Raw genomic sequence first — 16,717 nt, 5'->3', positions numbered from 1 at the left:
GGGAGCCGCGCACGAAAGAGGGGGCGCATTGAGCGGCTATTCGGTACGGCCGCGCGGCAGCGCGCTGCGCGGCGCCGCCCGGCTGCCGGGGCGGCTGCGCACGGCCTGGGACCGCCCGCTGACCGCCTACTACGTCATCCTCGGCGCGAGCCTGCTGATCACCGTGCTGGGCCTGGTGATGGTGTACTCCGCCTCGCAGATCCAGGCCCTGCGCTACGGGCTGCCGTCGACGTTCTACTTCCGCAAGCAGCTGCTGGCCGTCGCGATCGGCGCGGTGCTGCTGTGGTTCGCCGCACGCGCCCCGGTGCGGCTGCACCGGGCGCTGGCCTACCCGCTGCTGCTGGGCGCGGTGTTCCTGATGTGCCTGGTGCAGGTGCCGGGGATAGGGCAGACGGTGAACGGCAATACCAACTGGCTCTCCATCGGCGGCCCCTTCCAGCTCCAGCCCAGCGAGTTCGGCAAGCTCGCCCTGGTGCTGTGGGGGGCCGACCTGCTGGCCCGCAAGAACGACCGGCACCTGCTCGTCCAGTGGAAGCACCTGCTGGTGCCGCTGGTGCCGGTGACCGTGCTGCTGCTCGGACTGATCATGCTCGGCGGCGACATGGGCACCACGATGATCCTCACCGCCGTGCTGTTCGGCATGCTCTGGCTGGCCGGCGCCCCCACCCGGCTGTTCGCCGGCGTGCTCGCCGGCGCCCTCGCGCTGGCCACCCTGGCGATCGCCACCAACCCCAACCGCATGGGCCGGCTGCACTGCATCGCCGCCACCTCGCCGGGCAGCGACGACCGGTGCTGGCAGGCCGTGCACGGCATCTACGCGCTGGCGTCCGGCGGCTGGTTCGGCACCGGACTCGGGGCGAGCGTGGAGAAATGGGGCGAACTCCCGGAGCCGCACACCGACTTCATCTTCGCCGTGACCGGGGAGGAACTGGGCCTGGCAGGGACGCTGTCCGTGCTCGCCCTCTTCGCGGCACTAGGCTACGCGGGTATCCGCGTGGCCGGTCGTACGGAGGACCCCTTCGTCAGGTTCGCAGCGGGTGGTGTGACCACCTGGATCACGGCGCAGGCCGTGATCAACATCGGTGCGGTGCTCGGCCTGCTGCCGATCGCCGGGGTCCCGCTCCCGCTGTTCTCCTACGGAGGATCCGCCCTCCTTCCGACGATGTTCGCGATCGGGCTGCTGATCTCCTTCGCCAGGAGCGAGCCCGCGGCGCGAGCGGCCCTGGCCGTGCGGGGCCGGAACAACTCCCTGACGGGGGTAGTGAGACGGACGATGCGACGGCGCGCCAGACGGCGGCCGTCCGGAGAGCGGTGAATTTCGGTGCATGTCGTACTCGCCGGTGGGGGGACCGCCGGCCACATCGAGCCGGCGCTCGCGCTCGCCGATGCCCTGCGCAGGCAGGACCCGACCGTGGGCATCACGGCCCTGGGCACCGAGAAGGGCCTGGAGACCAGGCTCGTACCGGAGCGCGGCTACGAGCTGGCGCTCATTCCCGCGGTCCCGCTGCCGCGCCGGCCCACGGCCGAACTGATCACCGTGCCCGGCCGGCTCCGCGGCACGATCAAGGCCGCCGAGCAGGTGCTGGAGCGCACCAAGGCGGACTGCGTCGTCGGCTTCGGCGGCTACGTCGCGCTGCCCGGCTACCTGGCCGCCAAGCGGCTCGGCGTGCCGATCGTGGTGCACGAGGCCAACGCCCGTCCCGGACTGGCCAACAAGATCGGCTCCCGCTACGCCCACGCGGTCGCCGTCTCGACCCCCGACAGCAAGCTGCGCGACGCCCGTTACATCGGCATCCCGCTGCGCCGCAGCATCGCCACCCTGGACCGGGCCGCGGCCCGCCCCGAGGGCCGGCACGTCTTCGGCCTCGACCAGAACCTGCCCACCCTGCTGGTGTCCGGCGGTTCCCAGGGCGCGCGGCGGCTCAACGAGGTGATCGCCACGGTCGCCCCGCGCATGCAGCAGTCCGGCATCCAGATCCTGCACGCGGTCGGCCCGAAGAACGAGCTGCCGCGGTCCGACAACATGCCCGGCATGCCGCCGTACCGCCCGGTGCCCTACGTCGACCGGATGGATCTCGCCTACGCCGCCGCCGACATGATGCTGTGCCGGGCCGGCGCGATGACCGTCGCCGAGCTGTCCGCCGTCGGGCTGCCGGCCGCCTACGTCCCGCTGCCGATCGGCAACGGCGAGCAGCGGCTCAACGCCCAGCCGGTGGTCAAGGCCGGCGGCGGCCTGCTGGTCGACGACGCCGAACTCACCCCCGACTGGGTGCTCGGCAACGTGCTGCCGGTGCTCACCGACCCGCACCGGCTCTACGCGATGTCGCGCGCCGCCGCGGAGTTCGGCCGCCGCGACGCGGACGAGCTCCTGGTGTCCATGGTCTACGAGGCGGTCGCCGCACGCCGCGGGTGACCGCCGCTCCGCGGGACGCCGCCCGGCCCGCCGTGAGGCGCGCCGGGGGTGGTCCCGCGGAGTTCCCGGCCCGGGCTGGCACGATGGGTCGGCAGAGAGCGGCGGGGGCACGCCGCTCCGCAGGCGTCGACGTGGGGAGTCAGGGTGGCCGGAATCGAGGCCAGGCCGCGGGGCACCGGTCCCGGGGGACCGCCGCCCGCGGCCGGCGACGGGGGCCGGCGCGGCCGCGTCCGGCTCCGCATCACTCCGCCCTCGCGCAGGACTTCACTGATCGCCCTGGTGCTGCTGACGGTGCTGGCCGGCGGCGGCACGTGGGCGGTGTACGGGTCGGGCTGGTTCCGCGCGAACCGTGTGACGGTGCGCGGCGAACAGGTCCTCACCGCCGACCAGATCGAGCGGGCCGCGGCCGTACCGCTCGGCGGGCCGCTGGTCTCCGTCGACACCGGCGCGGTCCGGCGGCGGCTGCTGGCGGCGCTGCCGCGGATCGACCGGGTCGACGTCAGCCGTTCCTGGCCGCACACGGTCACGGTCACGGTGACCGAACGGGTGCCTTCCGCGGTGCTGGAGAACGGCCCGAAGTTCACCGAAGTCGACCGCGACGGGGTGCGGTTCGCCACCGTCGACCGCGCGCCGGCCGGCGTTCCGCTGGTCGAATTGGCCCCCGACGCCAAGGGCGCGGCGGCGAGTCTGCGGGTATTCGGCACCAGCCGGCTGCTGCAGTCCGCGATTGCCGTCTCCGGCGATCTTCCGGATTCCCTCAAGGGTCACGCGACCGCGATCCGGGTGCGTTCCTGGGACGGCATCACCGTCGAACTCGCGGGCGGACGTGACGTGATGTGGGGGAGCGCGGAACAGGGCGCGTTCAAGGCGTCGGTGCTCGCCGCGCTCATGAAGGCGGAGCCCCGTGCCCGACACTTCGACGTCAGCGCACCCACCGCACCTGCGGCTTCGGGGAGTTGACGCTTCCTCGGGCCCGGACCGGAGGGCGCCGGGACGGCCCGGGACCCCTGGCCGCACGGCGTACGGCGTGATCACATAGGGTGAAAAGAAAAACGGGAGGTTCGGCGTGTTCGTTGAACCATCACCGCTTGTCGACTTAGTGTCTCGTCCCAAAGGAACACGGGGACAGGCATACTGGTAACCCTAAACCTCAGGGTTAGGGTTCGGAACGGCAACGGCGAACTCACCGACCGTCCCACCCGATTCGTAACTCGAGGCGAGAGGCCTTCGACGTGGCAGCACCGCAGAACTACCTCGCAGTCATCAAGGTCGTCGGCATCGGCGGCGGTGGCGTCAACGCCATCAACCGGATGATCGAGGTCGGTCTCAAGGGCGTCGAGTTCATCGCGATCAACACCGATGCGCAGGCCCTGCTGATGAGCGACGCCGACGTCAAGCTCGACGTCGGCCGTGAGCTGACCCGCGGGCTCGGCGCCGGCGCCAACCCGGACGTCGGCCGCAAGGCCGCCGAGGACCACCGTGAGGAGATCGAAGAGGTGCTCAAGGGCGCCGACATGGTCTTCGTCACCGCGGGCGAGGGCGGCGGCACCGGCACCGGCGGCGCCCCCGTCGTCGCCAACATCGCCCGCTCGCTGGGCGCCCTGACCATCGGGGTCGTCACCCGGCCGTTCACCTTCGAGGGCCGCCGCCGCGCCAACCAGGCCGAGGACGGCATCGCCGGCCTGCGCGAGAACGTCGACACCCTCATCGTCATCCCCAACGACCGGCTGCTGTCCATCTCGGACCGCCAGGTCAGCGTGCTGGACGCGTTCCGGTCCGCCGACCAGGTGCTGCTCTCCGGCGTCCAGGGCATCACCGACCTGATCACCACGCCGGGCCTGATCAACCTCGACTTCGCCGACGTGAAGTCCGTGATGTCCGAGGCGGGTTCCGCCCTCATGGGCATCGGTTCGGCCCGCGGCGACGACCGGGCGGTCGCCGCCGCGGAGATGGCGATCTCCTCGCCGCTGCTGGAAGCCTCCATCGACGGCGCCCGCGGCGTGCTGCTGTCCATCTCCGGCGGCTCCGACCTCGGGCTGTTCGAGATCAACGAGGCCGCCCAGCTGGTCAGCGAGGCCGCCCACCCGGAGGCCAACATCATCTTCGGCGCGGTGATCGACGACGCGCTCGGCGACGAGGTGCGGGTCACCGTCATCGCCGCCGGCTTCGACGGCGGCCAGCCGCCCACCAAGGGCAGCCGCGACAAGGCCGCGGGCGGCTACGCCTCGCGCGACGACGCGCCGCTGCCGCGCAGCGAGCCCTCCCGCACCAGCGCGCCGTTCGACGGCATGGGCAGCATCCCGCACGCCCCGGCCGAGCGGGACCCGAAGCCCGCCCCGGCCGCCGAGACCCCGGTCCCGCCGCCGGCGATCCCGCCGATCGTGCCGCCGGCCCGCCCGTACCAGGACTCGGCCGAAGAGCTCGACGTCCCCGACTTCCTGAAGTGACCGCCCGGCAGTGATAGGGCACCGCACAGCAGTGGGCGGCGCGCACTTCGCCTTCACCGACAGGTGGGGCGGAGTGAGCGCCGTTCCGTATGACAGCCTCAACCTCGGCGGCGCGGTCGGCGACGACCCGGCCGCCGTGCACGCCAACCGCGCCCGCGCCGCCGAGGCGCTCGGCCGCGACCCGCAGCGCGTGGTGTGGATGAACCAGGTGCACGGGCGGGACGTCGCCGTGGCCGACGGTCCCTGGGGCGACGGGCCGGTGCCGGCCGTCGACGCCCTCGTCACCACCCGCGGCGACGTGACGCTCGCGGTGCTGACCGCCGACTGCGTCCCGGTGCTGCTGGCCGACCCGGTCGCCGGGGTCGCCGCCGCCGCGCACGCCGGCCGTCCCGGCCTGGTCGCCGGCGTCGTCCCCGCGGCCGTCGAGGCGATGACCGCGCGGGGCGCCCGCCCCGACCGGATCACGGCGCTGCTCGGCCCCTCGGTGTGCGGGAAGTGCTACGAGGTTCCGGCGGCCCTGCGCGAGGAGGTGGCCGCGGTCGTACCGGAGGCGTTCGCCACCACCGGCTGGGGCACGCCGGCGGTGGACGTGGGCGCCGGGGTGCGGGCCCAACTCGCGCACGCGGGCGTGCGGGTCGCCGACGCGCCCTCCGTGTGCACCCTGGAGTCCCCCGACCACTTCTCCTACCGTCGCGAGTCCGTCACCGGCCGGCTCGCGAGCTATGTCTGGCTGGACGGAACCGCGTGAACGACACAGCTGCCACCGGCAGTTCGGACAGACAGCGACAACTCGCGGCAAACCTGGCGCAGGTGGAGGAGCGGATCGCCGCGGCCTGCCGTGACGCCGGACGCGACCGCGCGGACGTGACCCTGATCGTGGTCACCAAGACCTACCCGGCCTCCGACGTGCGGTTGCTGTCCGGGCTCGGCGTACGGCAGGTCGCGGAGAACCGCGACCAGGAGGCCGGAGCGAAGGCCGCGGAGACCGCCGACCTGCCGCTCAACTGGCACTTCGTGGGCCAGTTGCAGACCAACAAGGCCCGCTCCGTGGTCCGTTACGCTGATCACGTGCACTCCGTCGACCGGTCCCGGCTGGTCGGCGCGCTGTCCCACGCGGCCACCGCCGAAGGGCGGCGGCTCGGTTGCCTGGTGCAGGTCGCGCTGGACGCCGAGTCGGGGACGCAGGGCGAACGCGGCGGCGTCGCACCCGACGGGGTCGAGGCCCTCGCCGACGCCATCGCGGCGGCCGAGGGCCTGCGTCTCGACGGGCTGATGACCGTAGCACCGCTCGCCGGCCGCTACGCGGGCCAACCCCGCGCTGCCTTCGATCGGTTGATGGAAATCTCATCCCGCCTGCGCGAAGCGCATCCGGCTGCGAACATGGTCTCGGCAGGGATGAGCCAGGACCTCGAGGAAGCGGTGGCCGCCGGAGCGACACACGTCCGCGTCGGTACGGCGGTACTCGGAGTCCGTGCACGGCTCCGGTAACGTCACCAAACAAGTCGGACCACAGCATAAATATGGTGTGGCGGCCGTTCGCAGGCGGCCGAGGACCGCAACCCCGCTGAGAGGACGCAGAGCATGGCCGGCGCGATGCGCAAGATGGCGGTCTACCTCGGCCTCGTGGAGGACGACGGGTACGACGGACCCGGCTTCGACTCCGACGACGAGTTCGAGCCCGAGCTGCCCACGCCGCCGAGCGGGCGCACCGCTCCGGAGCCGGAGCGGGTGGCTCCCCGTCGACCGCACAGCCAGCTGGTGGCGCCCAGCCAGCACCAGCCCCCCCAGGACGAGCCGCCGCGGCTCGTGCACGCTCCGGCGCCCCGCGAACCGAGGATCGCCCCAGTGGCATCCATCACACCCGAACGTCACACCCTGGAGAAGAACCCACCCGTGATCATGCCCAAGGTCGTGTCGGAACGGGAGCCGTACCGGATCACGACACTCCACCCCCGGACGTACAACGAAGCCCGTACCATCGGGGAACACTTCCGTGAGGGCACCCCGGTGATCATGAACTTGACGGAGATGGACGACACCGACGCGAAGCGTCTGGTCGACTTCGCCGCGGGTCTGGTCTTCGGCCTCCACGGGAGCATCGAGCGGGTGACGCAGAAGGTGTTTCTGCTGTCGCCTGCTAACGTCGATGTCACGGCGGAGGACAAAGCCCGGATTGCCGAGGGCGGGTTCTTCAACCAGAGCTGAGCCAGACGCAACCGCAGGACCCGGTCGACAGGCCGGCGGACGAGCAGGGGAGAGGGAAGCGCGATGAGTGTCGCACTCCAGGTGCTGTACATCGCGCTGTTCTGCTTCCTCGCCGTCCTCATTTTCCGGTTGGTGATGGATTGGGTCTTCCAGTTCGCACGATCGTGGCATCCTGGGAAGGCCATGGTGGTGGTTCTGGAGGGCACTTACACTGTCACCGATCCGCCACTCAAGCTTCTGCGGCGGTTCATCCCGCCGCTACGTCTCGGGGGCGTGGCGCTCGACCTGTCCTTCTTCGTATTGATGATCATCGTGTACATCCTGATCTCCGTCGTGGGGGGCTTGATGTGAACGGTGTGGGCTCCCGATATGTCGACGATCACGTTGAGGTGAAGAGATGCCGCTGACCCCCGAGGACGTTCGGAACAAGCAGTTCACGACCGTCCGGCTCCGAGAGGGCTATGACGAGGACGAGGTCGACGCCTTCCTCGACGAGGTGGAGTCGGAGCTGACACGTCTGCTCCGCGAGAACGAGGATCTGCGGGCCAAACTGGCCGCGGCCACTCGTGCCGCCGCCCAGAACCAGCAGCAGGGCATGCGCAAGCCGGAACCGCAGGACCGGCCGGTGCCCGCTGCCATATCCGGACCGCAGCCGGTGCCGCAGCAGCAGATGGGTCCGCCCCAGCTGCCCGGAGGCGCACCTCAGCTGCCCGCGGGGCCCAGCGCCCAGCAGCACCCCATGCAGCAGCAGGGTCACCCCATGCAGCAGCAGGGTCCCGGTCCGATGGGCCAGCACCCCATGCAGCAGCAGGGTCACCCCATGCAGCAGCAGGGTCCCGGCCCCATGGGCGGGCACCCGATGCAGCAGCAGGGGCCCGGCGGCGACAGTGCCGCCCGCGTGCTCTCGCTCGCGCAGCAGACCGCCGACCAGGCGATCGCCGAGGCGCGTTCCGAGGCCAACAAGATCGTCGGTGAGGCGCGCAGCCGTGCCGAGGGCCTGGAGCGGGACGCCCGCGCCAAGGCGGACGCGCTGGAGCGGGACGCCCAGGAGAAGCACCGCGTCGCGATGGGCTCCCTGGAGTCCGCCCGCGCCACGCTGGAGCGCAAGGTCGAGGACCTGCGCGGCTTCGAGCGGGAGTACCGCACGCGCCTGAAGTCCTACCTGGAGTCGCAGCTGCGCCAGCTGGAGAACCAGGCGGACGACTCGCTCGCCCCGCCGCGGACGTCTCCGCCCGCGCCGTCCCTGCCGGCCGCGCCCTCCATGGGCGGCGGCACGATGGGCGGCCAGGGCATGGGCGGCATGGCTCCGGCCGGAGCCGGCGCGATGGGCCACGGCTCGGCGCCGTCCTACGGCGGCGGCCAGGGCATGGGCGGGCACAACCCCGGCCCGACCTACGGCGGCCAGCAGCAGATGTCGCCGGCCATGACGCAGCCGATGGCACCGGTGCGGCCGCAGGGGCCGTCGCCGCTGCAGCAGGCGCCGACGCCGATGCGAGGGTTCCTCATCGATGAGGACGACAACTAAACGCGCCTAGCGCGCGGGCTGCCTGCACCAGGGCCGGGCCTCCGGGGAACCGTTTCCCCAGGAGGCCCGGCCCTTTTGTCCCCCCCGACGCACGGTTCGCCCTCCCCGGGCGGGGGTCCGCCCTGTGCGGGCGGCGCTTCGCCCGGTGCGGCCTGGGGTTCGCCCTGTGCGGGCGGACGGCAACCATCATGGGCGCGGGGTCCCTCAGCGCGAGGAACCGGCCACCGGCCGGTGGTCCGGATCGAACCGAACAGCCCCTTCGGGCCGGTGACGAACCGCGCCGCCGCGCGGGCTGAGCGCGCTGGGGGCACCTCCCGGCCGGAGGCTGGGGGACCCCGCGCCCCTGACGGTGACCCTTCGCCCGGACAGGGCGAACCCCCGCCCGGGGAGGGCGGATCCCCCGCCCGGGGAGGGCGAACCCCCGCCCGGACACGGCGGACCGCCGCCCCGGGCAGAGGGCGAACCCCCGCCGGGACAGGGCGAACCCCCGCCGGGACAGGGCGAACCCCCCCGCCCGGACGGGGCGAACCCCCCCGCCCGGACGGGGCGAACCCCCGGCCCGGGGGAGGGCCAAACGCCGCCGGCGCAGGGCGAACCCCCGGCCGCGCAGGGCGAGTCCCAGCCCCGGGCAGGGCCCCGCCCGGGGAGGGCGAACCCCCGCCCGGGGAGGGCAGAACCCCGCCCGGGAAGGGCGGACCGGCGCCCGGGCGGGGCGAGGGGGTCAGCGGGACTTGCGGAGGTGGAACGTCAGCGCGAGCGCCTCGTCGGAGAAGGCGGAGCCGAACCCGTCGCCCGCGGCGGGCGCGCCGGCCTCGAAGCTGTCCGCCAGGACCTCGTCGGAGATGAGCCGCGCATGCCGCGCGAGCGCCGTGCCCAACTCGTCCTCGCCCGCGGCGTACCGCACGTCGATGCGGTCGGTCACCTCGAGGCCGGAGTTCTTCCGGGCCTCCTGGACGAGCCGGATCACGTCGCGGGCGAGCCCGGCCAGCCGCAGTTCCGGCGTGACCTCCAGGTCGAGCGCGACCGTCGCACCCGCGTCGGACGCCACCGACCAGCCCTCGCGGGGCGTCTCGGTGACGATGACCTCCTCGGGCGCGAGGACCACGTCCTCGCCCTCCACCACGACCGTCGCGCTGCCGCGCTCCCGCAGGTCCGCCGAGAGCGCCGCCGCGTCCGCCGCGGCGACCGCCGCCGCCACCGCCTGCACGCCTTTGCCGAACCGCTTGCCCAGCGCACGGAAGTTGGCCTTGGCGCTGGTGTCGACGAGTGACCCGCCGACCTCGGAGAGCGAGGCCAGGGACGAGACGTTGAGCTCTTCGGCGATCTGCCCGCGCAGCTCCGCCGAGAGGTTCTCGAAGCCGGCCGCGGCGACCAGCGCGCGCGACAGCGGCTGCCGGGTCTTGACGCCGGACTCCGCCCGGGTCGCCCGGCCCAGTTCGACCAGCCGCCGCACGAGCTGCATCTGCTCGGACAGCGCCGGGTCGATCCACTCCCCGGCGACCTCCGGCCACGACGCGAGGTGCACCGAGTCCGGCGCGTCGGCCACGACCGGGACCACCAGGTCCTGCCACACCCGCTCGGTGATGAACGGCACCAGCGGCGCCATCAGCCGCGTCACCGTCTCGAGCACGTCGTGCAGGGTGCGCAGCGCCGCCGCGTCGCCCTGCCAGAACCGCCGGCGCGAGCGTCGCACGTACCAGTTGGACAGGTCGTCGACGAACCCGGACAGCAACTTCCCGGCACGCTGGGTGTCGAACCCGTCCAGCGCGTCCGAGACATCGCGCACCAGCACGTTCAGCTCGCCGACCAGCCAGCGGTCCAGCAGCGGGCGGTCCGCGACGGCCGGGTCGGCCGCCGAGGGGGCCCAGCCCGACGTGCGGGCGTACAGCGCCTGGAACGCCACGGTGTTCCAGTAGGTGAGCAGCGTCTTGCGGACCACCTCCTGGATCGTGCCGTGACCGACCCGGCGCGCGGCCCAGGGGGAGCCGCCGGCGGCCATGAACCAGCGCACCGCGTCGGCGCCGTGCTGGTCCATGAGCGGGATCGGCTGCAGGATGTTGCCCAGGTGCTTGGACATCTTGCGGCCGTCCTCGGCGAGGATGTGGCCGAGGCACACCACGTTCTCGTAGGCGGACCGGTCGAAGACCAGCGTGCCGACCGCCATCAGCGTGTAGAACCAGCCGCGGGTCTGGTCGATCGCCTCGGAGATGAACTGCGCCGGGTACGTGCGCTCGAAGACGTCCTTGTTGCGGTACGGGTAGCCCCACTGCGCGAACGGCATCGACCCCGAGTCGTACCAGGCGTCGATCACCTCGGGCACCCGCGTCGCGGTCTGCGCACAGGTCGGGCAGGGGAACACGACCTCGTCGATGAAGGGGCGGTGCGGGTCGAGGCCGGACTGGTCGGTGCCGGTCAGGTCGCCGAGTTCGGCGAGCGAGCCCACGCACGTGAGGTGGCCGTCCTCGCAGCGCCAGATCGGCAGCGGCGTGCCCCAGTAGCGGTTGCGGGACAGCGCCCAGTCGACGTTGTTGTCGAGCCAGTCGCCGTAGCGGCCGTACTTCACCGACTCCGGGTACCAGTTCGTGCGCTCGTTCTCGCGCAGCAGCGCGTCCTTGACGGCGGTGGTGCGGATGTACCACGACGGCTGCGCGTAGTAGAGCAGCGCGGTGTGGCAGCGCCAGCAGTGCGGATAGCTGTGCTCGTACGGCAGGTGCCGGAACAGCCGCCCGGTGGACTTCAGCTCGGCGACCAGCAGCTCGTCGGCCTTCTTGAAGAAGACGCCGCCGACCAGCGGCACGTCCGTGTCGAACGTGCCGTCGGGGCGCACCGGGTTGACCACCGGCAGCCCGTACGCGGCGCAGGTCTTGAGGTCGTCCTCGCCGAACGCGGGGGACTGGTGGACCAGTCCGGTGCCGTCCTCGGTCGTCACGTACCCGGCGTTGAGGACGAAGTGCGCGTCCGGGATCTCGACGAAGCCGAACGGGCGCTCGTAGGTCCAGCGCTCCATCTCACGGCCGGTGAAGCGCTGCCCGGTCGGCTCCCAGCCCTCGCCCAGCGCCTTGCCGAGCAACGGCTCGGCCACGACGACCTGTTCGGTGCCGTCGGTGGCGACCACGTAGGTGACGTCGGGGTTCGCGGCGACCGCGGTGTTGGACACCAGCGTCCACGGCGTCGTCGTCCACACCAGCAGCGACGCCTGGCCGGCCAGCGGGCCGGAGGTCAGCGGGAAGCGCACGTACACCGACGGGTCGACGACCGTCTCGTAGCCCTGCGCGAGTTCGTGGTCGGACAGGCCCGTCTGGTCCTTGGGGCACCAGGGCGCGACCCGGTAGTCCTGGACGAGCAGGCCCTTGTCGAAGATCTGCTTCAGCGACCACCACACGGACTCCACGTACTCGGGGTCCATCGTGCGGTACGCGTCGTCGAGGTCGACCCAGTAGCCCATGCGTGTCGTCAACTCGGCGAACGCGTCCGTGTGGCGGGTCACCGACGCGCGGCACTTGGCGTTGAACTCCGCGATGCCGTACGCCTCGATGTCCTGCTTGCCGGTGAAGCCGAGCTCCTTCTCCACGGCCAGCTCGACCGGCAGGCCGTGGCAGTCCCAGCCGGCCTTGCGGGTCACGTGGAAGCCCTGCATGGTCTTGTACCGGGGGAACACGTCCTTGAAGACGCGGGCCTCGATGTGGTGGGCACCGGGCATGCCGTTGGCGGTCGGCGGGCCCTCGTAGAACACCCAGTCGGGGCGGCCGGCGGTCTGCTCCAGCGAGCGCGCGAAGGTCTTGCGCTCACTCCACAGGGACAGCACCTCGTGTTCGAGGGCGGGCAGGTCCACCTGGGCGGGCACCTGGCGGTACTGCTGCTGGGACGGCTCGTGCTGCGGGCTCATCTGCGCTCTTCCTCCGGCGGACACTCGTCGCTCGTGGCGGACTTCCGTCGGAGGGACGAGAGCTGCTGACGATCGCTCCCGCGGTACCACCCTCCTTGGCGGTACGGCACCCTCGCGGGTCCCGCCGCCCCCTCATTGGGGTCGCGACGCCGGTTCTACCGACCGCGCGGGCTGCCCCTCGCGGTGTTCCTCCGGCGGCTCCGGGGTGATCTTCACGTCGCGCACACCCCCGGGCTTCCACCGTCCCCGGGTCGCTCATGGCTGCGTGCGGCGCTACTCGTCCCATCCACGCCTTTCGCTGCGGCCAGTGTACGGGGCCCGGTGTCCGGGAGCCGCACGGTTTTGCCCGGCGGGCCGCCCCGCCGCCCGGGCCGCGCTGACCCGAATGGCGGTCGGCGGCCCCCCCAGGGGGCCATTGCGGTCCCCCGGACGGAATACCTGGCCGTGAGCTGGGCACAACGGATGCAGACCGGTCTCCCGCAGGGGGTACGGGTCGACCGGGCAGCGCGCCCCGTTGCCGCGGATCGACGCCCGACTTACCGTTTCCGGCACGATTCGCGAACAAGATCACGGATGTGAAGGGGTCGCGGCCATGGTCGTGAGGGAAGCCGCCGAGAAACCGGCGGCACGGAGGACGGCAGCGGCCACCCGGGCCACGCCGGCCACGGCCAGGAAGGCGGCACCCGAGCCCAGGGGGGCCAAGAAGGCCGCGAAGTCCGGCGGGGCCACCAAGGCCTCGCCCAAGGGCGGCGCGGCGAAGGAGGCGGCAGCGACGGTGACCGCGGAGAAGGCCCCGGCCGGGAAGCCCGCCGCGGGCAAGGCGGCGAAGGCGGCGAAGCCCGCGGCCCGGAAGCGGACGGCGGCCGATCCCGCGGCCGCGAAGCCCGCGAAGGCGGCGGCCGCCAAGAAGGCCGCCGGGAAGAAGGCGCCGGCGAAGGCCGGGGCGAAGAAGGCAGCGAAGAAGGCGGCGGCGAAGTCCGCGGCCGGGAAGACCACCACGACGTCCGCGGCCGCCGGGAAGGCCCCGGCCGAGAAGGCCACCGCGAAGAGGACCACCGCGAAGGAGGCCCCGGCCAGGAAAGCCCCGGCCAAGAAGGCGGCGGCCGCCGCAACCGCGGCCCGCAAGGACACCGCCAAGAAGGTCACCCCCAAGAAGGCCACCCCCAAGAAGGCGGCGGCCAAGAAGGCCACCGTTCCGAAGACCGGCGCCAAGAAGTCCGCAGCCAGGAAGTCCGCCGCCGTGAAGCCGTCCGCCGGCAGGGCGGCGGCCGCGAAGGCACCCTCAGCACCCTCCACCCCATCGACCCCCAGCCCGGGCGGGAAGGCGCCGGCCGGCAGGAGCACGGCCGGGAAGAAGCCGGCCGCCAAGAAGACAGGAGCCCGCAAGGTGGCAGCGAAGAAGACCGTGGCCCAGTCGGCCGCGACATCGGGGTCCCCGGTCCCCGCCGCCCGCACCGCGGCCGAGCCCGGCACGCTGGCCGTCCTCCCCGGGGAGGAGCCGTGGACGGCCGAGGAGGTCGAGGAGGCGCGTGCCGAGCTGCTCGGCGAGGTCGAGCGGCTCAAGGCCGAGATCGCCTCCTCCGAGGCGGCCGTCGCCGGCCTGCTGCGGGACACCGGGGACGGCGCGGGCGACGACGCCGACACCGGCACGAAGAACATCACCCGCGAGTACGAGATGGCACTGGCCGCCAACACGCGCGAGACCCTCACCCAGGCCACGCACGCGCTGCAGCGCCTCGACGAGGGCACCTACGGCCTCTGCGAGGTGTGCGGCAACCCGATCGGGAAGGCCCGGATGCAGGCGTTCCCGCGGGCCACCCTGTGCCTGGACGACAAGCAGCGGCAGGAGCGCCGCTGAGGGCCGCCGCGGACCGCGGCGGACCGCCGCCGAGCCGCCGCGGGGGCGCCCCGCGGCGGCGGCGCGCGCCCTCATGTCACCCCGCTCACGCGGGAGGCCTTGGCGCGCGCCGGTGCCGTACCCTCGTCATCAGTCAGGATTCGGCCTGGCGGGCACGGAGCACAAGGGCTGAGGGACTCACGTGACGGAAGCGGAGCGCACCATCACCACACCGGACACCCCGGATGAGGCCCCGGACACGACGGCGGAGGCCGCGGCGTCCGGTGCGCCCACCGCCGATTCCGCCGCCGATCCCACCGTCGGGCCCGCCGCCGGCTCCGCGGCCGATCCCGCCGCGGATCCCGACGCTGCGCGCCGGCGCAGCCGCCGCGTGGCGGTGCTGATAGCGGTGGCCGCCCTCGCGTACCTGCTCGACCTGCTCTCCAAGCTCTGGGTCGTGCACAGCCTGGAGGACCACGACCCGATCCGTGTCCTCGGTCACTACCTGCAGCTCGACGCCACCCGGAACGCCGGTGCCGCCTTCGGCATGGGCCAGGGCATGACGATCGTGTTCACGCTGATCGCGGTCGGCGTGATCGCCGTGATCGTGCGGCTGTCCCGCCGCCTCTACAGCACGCCGTGGGCGATCGCCCTGGGCCTGCTGCTCGGCGGCGCGTTCGGCAACCTCACCGACCGGGTGTTCCGCGCGCCCGGCGGCTTCCAGGGGCGCGTGGTGGACTTCATCGCGCCCGAGCACTTCGCGGTGTTCAACCTGGCCGACTCGGCGATCTGCTGCGGCGGCGCCCTGATCGTGCTGCTGTCCTTCCGGGGTGTGGACCCCGACGGCTCCCGCCACGAGGACTGACCGGGCCGCGGCCGGGCCCGTTCGTCAGGGCGTGACGGGACCGCTCGCGAGACGTCCGCGGGCCCGCCGGACCCTGAGGCGCGCCGGACGCGGACCGGGGGGTCCGCCGCGTCCGGCATACTCGATCAGGTGAGTACGCTTCCCGAAGTCCGTTCCCTGCCCGTGCCCGAGGGCCTCGAAGGCGAGCGCGTCGACGCCGCCATCGCCCGCATGTTCGGTTTCTCGCGCACGAAGGCCGCCGAGCTCGCGGCCTCCGGCAAGGTCTCGCTGGACGGGGCGGCCGCGGGCAAGTCGGAGCGGGTGCACGGCGGGGCGTGGCTGGAGGTCGAGATGCCGGCGCCCGCCGTCGCGGTGGAGATCGTCGCCGAGCCGGTCGAGGGCATGGAGATCATCCACGACGACGACGACGTCGTGGTCGTCTCCAAGCCGGTCGGCGTCGCCGCCCACCCCAGTCCCGGCTGGACCGGCACCACGGTGATCGGCGGCCTGGCCGCGGCCGGCTACCGGATCTCCACCTCGGGCGCCGCCGAGCGCCAGGGCATCGTGCACCGGCTGGACGTCGGCACCTCCGGGCTGATGGCGGTCGCCAAGTCCGAGCGGGCCTACAGCTCCCTCAAGCAGCAGTTCCGTGAGCGCGTGGTGGACAAGCGCTACCACGCCCTCGTCCAGGGCCACCCCGACCCGCTGAGCGGCACCATCGACGCGCCGATCGGGCGGCACCCCACCCACGACTACAAGTGGGCGGTGACCGCGGACGGCAAGCCGTCGGTGACCCACTACGACCTGATCGAGGCGTTCCGCCACGCCAGCCTGCTCGACATCAAGCTGGAGACCGGCCGCACGCACCAGATCCGGGTGCACATGGCGGCGCACCGCCACCCCTGCGCGGGCGACCTGACGTACGGCGCCGACCCCACGCTGGCCAAGCGCCTGGGCCTGACCCGGCAGTGGCTGCACGCGGTGCGGCTGGGCTTCGAGCACCCCGCGGACGGCTCGTGGGTGGAGTTCGAGAGCCCCTACCCGGCGGACCTGCGGCACGCGCTGGACGTCGTCAGGGCCGACAGCCAGTGAGCCCGGCCGCCGCACCGGTGCGGGTGGTGCCCGCGGACGACCCCGAGGGCATGGCCGCCGTCCACGCGATACGCCACGCGGTGTTCGTCGTCGAGCAGGAGGTCCCGTCCGAGCTGGAGTGGGACGGCAAGGACGGGCGGGCGGTGCACGTGCTGGCCGAGGGCGTCGGCACCGGCCGGCTGCTCCTCGGCGAGGACGCGGCCCGCAAGAACGGCGGCGATTCGCGGCTCGCGGTGCTGGGCCGGCTCGCGGTGCTGCGCGACGCCCGCGGCGGCGGCTACGGCGCGCGGCTGGTCCGCGCGCTGGAGGAGGAGGCCCGGCGGCTGGGCCTGGCCGGGGTGTACCTGGAGGCCCAGGTCCACGCCGTCCCGTTCTACGAGAAGCTCGGATATACCGCGTACGGCCCCGAGTTCCAGGACGCGGGCATCGCGCATCGGGCCATGAAGCGGGCATTCGTGACAATCTGAC

Annotated in this window: 14 protein-coding genes; 13 read left to right on the top strand and 1 reads right to left on the bottom strand. The window is 72.9% G+C overall.

Features of this window, described 5'->3' with window-relative positions; genetic code table 11:
* Positions 1 to 64 precede the first annotated feature (64 nt).
* The 9 genes from ftsW to BMW99_RS10440 all read left to right on the top strand — a co-directional run bounded on the left by ftsW (position 65) and on the right by BMW99_RS10440 (position 8,590).
* Complete coding sequence (ftsW, locus tag BMW99_RS10480; RefSeq protein ID WP_245791354.1) at positions 65 to 1,315, top strand: putative lipid II flippase FtsW; 1,251 nt, start codon at positions 65 to 67, stop codon at positions 1,313 to 1,315.
* Positions 1,316 to 1,321: 6 nt separating this feature from the next.
* The gene (gene murG / locus BMW99_RS10475) at positions 1,322 to 2,413 is read left to right on the top strand and encodes an undecaprenyldiphospho-muramoylpentapeptide beta-N-acetylglucosaminyltransferase (protein ID WP_069463204.1); all 1,092 of its coding nucleotides are present in this window, start codon (positions 1,322 to 1,324) and stop codon (positions 2,411 to 2,413) included.
* Positions 2,414 to 2,557: 144 nt separating this feature from the next.
* Positions 2,558 to 3,373, top strand: a complete 816-nt coding sequence (locus BMW99_RS10470) for a cell division protein FtsQ/DivIB (RefSeq protein WP_069463205.1) — start codon at positions 2,558 to 2,560, stop codon at positions 3,371 to 3,373.
* A 272-nt stretch (positions 3,374 to 3,645) separates the two neighbouring features.
* Complete coding sequence (gene ftsZ / locus BMW99_RS10465; RefSeq protein WP_069463206.1) at positions 3,646 to 4,860, top strand: cell division protein FtsZ; 1,215 nt, start codon at positions 3,646 to 3,648, stop codon at positions 4,858 to 4,860.
* A gap of 31 nt (positions 4,861 to 4,891) precedes the next feature.
* A complete protein-coding gene (gene pgeF / locus BMW99_RS10460; RefSeq protein WP_107451540.1) occupies positions 4,892 to 5,608 on the top strand; it encodes a peptidoglycan editing factor PgeF in 717 nt (238 codons plus the stop codon).
* Positions 5,605 to 6,348, top strand: coding sequence for a YggS family pyridoxal phosphate-dependent enzyme (locus BMW99_RS10455; protein ID WP_069463208.1), 744 nt, complete (start codon positions 5,605 to 5,607; stop codon positions 6,346 to 6,348). The genes pgeF and BMW99_RS10455 overlap by 4 nt, the downstream gene beginning before the upstream one ends.
* A 93-nt stretch (positions 6,349 to 6,441) precedes the next feature.
* Positions 6,442 to 7,065: a cell division protein SepF gene (gene sepF / locus BMW99_RS10450; RefSeq protein WP_069463209.1), complete on the top strand. Its 624-nt coding sequence runs from the start codon at positions 6,442 to 6,444 to the stop codon at positions 7,063 to 7,065.
* Positions 7,066 to 7,128: 63 nt separating this feature from the next.
* On the top strand, positions 7,129 to 7,416 hold the full coding sequence (locus BMW99_RS10445; RefSeq protein ID WP_069463210.1) for a YggT family protein: 288 nt from the start codon (positions 7,129 to 7,131) through the stop codon (positions 7,414 to 7,416).
* 46 nt (positions 7,417 to 7,462) lie between these two features.
* Positions 7,463 to 8,590, top strand: coding sequence for a DivIVA domain-containing protein (locus tag BMW99_RS10440; protein WP_069463211.1), 1,128 nt, complete (start codon positions 7,463 to 7,465; stop codon positions 8,588 to 8,590).
* Positions 8,591 to 9,311: 721 nt separating this feature from the next.
* On the opposite strand, the gene ileS is transcribed toward BMW99_RS10440, so the two are convergent.
* A complete protein-coding gene (gene ileS / locus BMW99_RS10435; RefSeq protein ID WP_075016674.1) occupies positions 9,312 to 12,476 on the bottom strand; it encodes an isoleucine--tRNA ligase in 3,165 nt (1,054 codons plus the stop codon).
* Between the two features lie 592 nt (positions 12,477 to 13,068).
* Between ileS and BMW99_RS10430 the strand changes: the two genes are divergently transcribed.
* The 4 genes from BMW99_RS10430 (at position 13,069) to BMW99_RS10415 (ending at position 16,716) form a co-directional block, all read left to right on the top strand.
* Positions 13,069 to 14,334, top strand: a complete 1,266-nt coding sequence (locus BMW99_RS10430; RefSeq protein WP_069462589.1) for a TraR/DksA family transcriptional regulator — start codon at positions 13,069 to 13,071, stop codon at positions 14,332 to 14,334.
* 181 nt (positions 14,335 to 14,515) lie between these two features.
* Positions 14,516 to 15,178 (top strand): signal peptidase II, encoded by a 663-nt coding sequence (gene lspA / locus BMW99_RS10425; protein ID WP_069462590.1) that lies wholly within the window; start codon positions 14,516 to 14,518, stop codon positions 15,176 to 15,178.
* A gap of 129 nt (positions 15,179 to 15,307) precedes the next feature.
* Positions 15,308 to 16,249, top strand: coding sequence for an RluA family pseudouridine synthase (locus BMW99_RS10420; protein WP_069462591.1), 942 nt, complete (start codon positions 15,308 to 15,310; stop codon positions 16,247 to 16,249).
* A complete protein-coding gene (locus tag BMW99_RS10415; protein WP_069462592.1) occupies positions 16,246 to 16,716 on the top strand; it encodes a GNAT family N-acetyltransferase in 471 nt (156 codons plus the stop codon). Before BMW99_RS10420 ends, BMW99_RS10415 begins: the two co-directional genes overlap by 4 nt.
* Position 16,717 lies beyond the last annotated feature (1 nt).

The sequence above is a fragment of the Actinacidiphila rubida genome, assembly GCF_900110255.1.
Classification (GTDB): domain Bacteria; phylum Actinomycetota; class Actinomycetes; order Streptomycetales; family Streptomycetaceae; genus Actinacidiphila; species Actinacidiphila rubida.
Note: the sequence above shows the minus strand (reverse complement) of the source record. Positions and strands in the feature narration are given on the sequence as shown.